Here is a 4,461-nt window from a genome sequence, read left to right as displayed (position 1 = left end):
ATCGGCATCCCCCTGGCCTTCGACGTCGCCGGCGAGGACGAAGAAGACGTAGCCTCCCGCACCCGCAGAGCCCTGCGCGACCGCATCAACGAAACATCGCTGCTGGACCGCTGCGTGGACGACATCAAACGCCTCCTGCTGCACGACGACGCAGGCTCCGCGGTTGGCGGCGACCAGGATGTCGTCACGCTCCAGAGCGACGGAGACCGCAAGGTTCCAGCGGGCCGCAACTACGGCGACAGGGACAGCGGCCAGGACGAGGCGATGCTCTGGTGACCGTGATCGTCCTCACCAACTGCCCTGCCGGCCTGAGAGGCTTCCTCACTCGCTGGCTGCTCGAGATCTCCGCGGGCGTCTTCATCGGCAACCCGTCGGCGAGAATCCGCGACGTGCTGTGGGACGAGGTTAAGCAGTACGCGGGCCAGGGCCGGGCCTTGCTCGCCCATACGACGAACAACGAGCAGGGCTTCACCTTCCGGACCCATGACCACAGCTGGCACCCGGTCGACCACGAGGGACTGACGCTGATCCGCCGCCCGAACGCTGGGGCAGCACCGCGGAGAGACGGCGAAGGCCCGAAGACGGGCTGGAGCAAAGCCTCCAAGCGGCGCCGCTTCGGAAGGACATGAACGCCGGGAATGAGCAGTTTGGTTGATTTGCCGGAATCTATGAAAGTGCTTCAGAATGGCCCGCACCCGCGCTAAAACCGCAGGTCGCGGAGTCTGCTCCCCGCACCCGCGGGGATGGCCCCGGTCCGAAAGAAGCCCCGCCCGGTGATCCGGGCTGCTCCCCGCACCCGCGGGGATGGCCCCCGGTACGGACGGGGCCGGGCTTGCGGGGCGGGCTGCTCCCCGCACCCGCGGGGATGGCCCCGGGTTCGACACCGTCGTGATCCGCCGCAACGGCTGCTCCCCGCACCCGCGGGGATGGCCCCGCGGCGGCGGCCGAGCTGCTGAGGCTCGGGCACTGCTCCCCGCACCCGCGGGGATGGCCCCCCAGCCGGTTGCCCATGCGGTTGCTCAACAGGCTGCTCCCCGCACCCGCGGGGATGGCCCCACCGAGCTGGAGGGGAGGGCGGCCACCGTCATCTGCTCCCCGCACCCGCGGGGATGGCCCCACCGAGCTGGAGGGGAGGGCGGCCACCGTCATCTGCTCCCCGCACCCGCGGGGATGGCCCCCCGCCGGTCCAGCCGGAGTTCACGACGACGGGCTGCTCCCCGCACCCGCGGGGATGGCCCCAGTTGGGGTGTCTCAGTCGGCAAGGGCCTGCGCTGCTCCCCGCACCCGCGGGGATGGCCCCGCACCCGACTTCGCGGAGGAGCGCATCGCCCGCTGCTCCCCGCACCCGCGGGGATGGCCCCGACCGGCAGTTGGAGGCCGGCGCGGCGTTCACCTGCTCCCCGCACCCGCGGGGATGGCCCCGGCCAGCACTGCCTCGCCGAGACGATGCGTCACTGCTCCCCGCACCCGCGGGGATGGCCCCCTCGTCGTCACCGAGACCCCCGACAACTGACACTGCTCCCCGCACCCGCGGGGATGGCCCTGCTGCGACGAGCCGAGCAAGGTGGAGGCTCGGCTGCTCCCCGCACCCGCGGGGATGGCCCGGAGCGGGGCTCCGCCCCACACCCCGACCACCCCTGCTCCCCGCACCCGCGGGGATGGCCCCGGTAAGGACGGCGCCGACGGGCAGACCTGTCCCTGCTCCCCGCACCCGCGGGGATGGCCCCCTGCGACAGCAAAACGGAGAGACGTCTGTGGACTGCTCCCCGCACCCGCGGGGATGGCCCCTCCGTGCCGTACAACGACCGCCAGGCCGTCGCCTGCTCCCCGCACCCGCGGGGATGGCCCCTTCAAGCAGTACGAACGCAAGCTGGAGGCGAACTGCTCCCCGCACCCGCGGGGATGGCCCCGGTGTATCCGTACTCGCGGTCTGCGAGCGGGACTGCTCCCCGCACCCGCGGGGATGGCCCCAGGCGCCCGTGGGCCAGGAGGAGGGAGGACAGCTGCTCCCCGCACCCGCGGGGATGGCCCCGACCGGCGCGGCCCGGCGGCGGTGACGGGGCACTGCTCCCCGCACCCGCGGGGATGGCCCCCAGGCCGTCCGCGACGCCGCCGACGCCATGGTCTGCTCCCCGCACCCGCGGGGATGGCCCCATGAACCAGTGGAAGAACGTAATTGGGACCACCTGCTCCCCGCACCCGCGGGGATGGCCCCACGGCTCCGTGCCAGTCCCGCATTCGTGCAGGCTGCTCCCCGCACCCGCGGGGATGGCCCCCGAGGCGAGCATCCGGACCATCTCGTCCAGGACTGCTCCCCGCACCCGCGGGGATGGCCCTACGCGTACGGCCGGGGCGGGACGGTGCGGCGGCTGCTCCCCGCACCCGCGGGGATGGCCCCACGGCCGTAGCTCATGCATTACCGGCCTACTACTGCTCCCCGCACCCGCGGGGATGGCCCCAGGCGGCCGTGCGCGAGGAGGAGGGCGGCCACCTGCTCCCCGCACCCGCGGGGATGGCCCCAGGGCCTTGAGGAGGGTCAGGCGTCGGCGGTGCTGCTCCCCGCACCCGCGGGGATGGCCCCGGACAGTGCGCAACAGGACAACTCGTTCACGACTGCTCCCCGCACCCGCGGGGATGGCCCCTGTCCATCGAGGAACGCCTCACTCTCGTCAACCTGCTCCCCGCACCCGCGGGGATGGCCCGGTTCGAGCAGTTCGGCCGGATCACCAACGAGGCTGCTCCCCGCACCCGCGGGGATGGCCCCACCAAGGGCCGCAAGGACTGGCAAGGCAAGGTCTGCTCCCCGCACCCGCGGGGATGGCCCCAGCACCGAGGAGAACGCCCCGCTGATCGCGGCCTGCTCCCCGCACCCGCGGGGATGGCCCCAGCACCGAGGAGAACGCCCCGCTGATCGCGGCCTGCTCCCCGCACCCGCGGGGATGGCCCCCGCGTCAGCGGGCCGTACAGGGCGCCCAAGGCCTGCTCCCCGCACCCGCGGGGATGGCCCCTTCTCCGTTCGCGTACCAGGTGGCGGAGGAAGAGGCCCGGACCGTCACTACTGCTCCCCGCACCCGCGGGGATGGCCCCGCCGGTCGCCCACGCCTCGGCCAGGGCATCGCCTGCTCCCCGCACCCGCGGGGATGGCCCCCGCGCGGCAGGCAGACCCTCCGCACGCGGAGACTGCTCCCCGCACCCGCGGGGATGGCCCCATGGCCCGCTGTCCCGCCTCGCCCCAGTCGCCCTGCTCCCCGCACCCGCGGGGATGGCCCCGAAGCGAGCCGCCCCGGTGGTTGGACACCGGACTGCTCCCCGCACCCGCGGGGATGGCCCCGACCGACCACTGCACAAGCCACGAATCCCCACCTGCTCCCCGCACCCGCGGGGATGGCCCCTCTGCGTCAACGTGTCAGACTGATACATGTCACTGCTCCCCGCACCCGCGGGGATGGCCCCTCGGCCAGGGCCAGCCGCAACCGCGGGTCGGGCTGCTCCCCGCACCCGCGGGGATGGCCCCCGCCGCCACGTCCGGCACGTGCACCCCCACAACTGCTCCCCGCACCCGCGGGGATGGCCCCCGCTCCTGCATGGAGTAGACGATCCGGCGGGTCTGCTTTTTGCACCCGCGGGGATGGCCCCGCCCAGGCCAACAAGCCGTCCGGGCAGGGCAACTGCTCCCCGCACCCGCGGGGATGGCCCCCGCCACACCATCGGGTGGGATCAGGCCGGAATCTGCTCCCCGCACCCGCGGGGATGGCCCCTCGGCCAGGGCCAGCCGCAACCGCGGGTCGGGCTGCTCCCCGCACCCGCGGGGATGGCCCCGTAGCCGCTGGTGATGTACGACTGGGCATTCACTGCTCCCCGCACCCGCGGGGATGGCCCCAGCAGGGTCATCGGACGCTTCGTAACGGACGGCTGCTCCCCGCACCCGCGGGGATGGCCCGTCACACGGTCACCGCCCGGCCACGGCCGGGGGCTGCTCCCCGCACCCGCGGGGATGGCCCCATGGCGGCCGCCGCCGGATCCGCGCCGGGCTCCTGCTCCCCGCACCCGCGGGGATGGCCCCCGCCGGTAGGAGGTGGCCTCGATCCGTGAGGCCTGCTCCCCGCACCCGCGGGGATGGCCCCGTGGTCAGCTGCCACGGTGCCGACTGGCCTTCCTGCTCCCCGCACCCGCGGGGATGGCCCCATCCTCATCCGTCCCGGCGGCAAGATCGCCCTCTGCTCCCCGCACCCGCGGGGATGGCCCCGACTACGAGCTCCTGCGGCTGGTGACCACCGGCTGCTCCCCGCATCCGCAGGGATGGCCCCTCACCAGTCGCGCTCACCCGAACGCACCGGATCTGCTCCCCGCACCCGCGGGGATGGCCCCCCCATTACCGTCTTCGTTGGCTCCGCAATGGGGCTCCCGGCCTCCGGGCCCGGCATGACTTCCCCCCCCTTGTTAACCATGACAATGCCGTTG

Annotated in this window: 1 protein-coding gene, 1 pseudogene and 1 CRISPR repeat array; the gene and the pseudogene both read left to right on the top strand. The window is 74.0% G+C overall.

Going from position 1 to position 4,461, the window contains the following annotated elements:
- Positions 1 to 276 (top strand): annotated as a pseudogene (locus ACGFU7_RS47540) (type I-E CRISPR-associated endonuclease Cas1); the annotation flags it as partial.
- Positions 273 to 629 carry a type I-E CRISPR-associated endoribonuclease Cas2e gene (gene cas2e / locus ACGFU7_RS47535; protein WP_393705000.1) on the top strand — a complete coding sequence of 119 codons (357 nt, stop codon included), beginning with the start codon at positions 273 to 275 and terminating at the stop codon, positions 627 to 629. The pseudogene ACGFU7_RS47540 and the gene cas2e, both read left to right, overlap by 4 nt.
- Positions 630 to 722: 93 nt before the next feature.
- A CRISPR array of direct repeats spans positions 723 to 4,368; the repeat unit is 29 nt; unit sequence CTGCTCCCCGCACCCGCGGGGATGGCCCC.
- Between the last annotated feature and the right edge of the window lie 93 nt (positions 4,369 to 4,461).

Origin of the sequence: Streptomyces sp. NPDC048473, assembly GCF_043200155.1 — a bacterium.
Taxonomy (GTDB): Bacteria; Actinomycetota; Actinomycetes; order Streptomycetales; family Streptomycetaceae; genus Streptomyces.
This window is presented reverse-complemented; position numbering and strand designations above follow the sequence as displayed.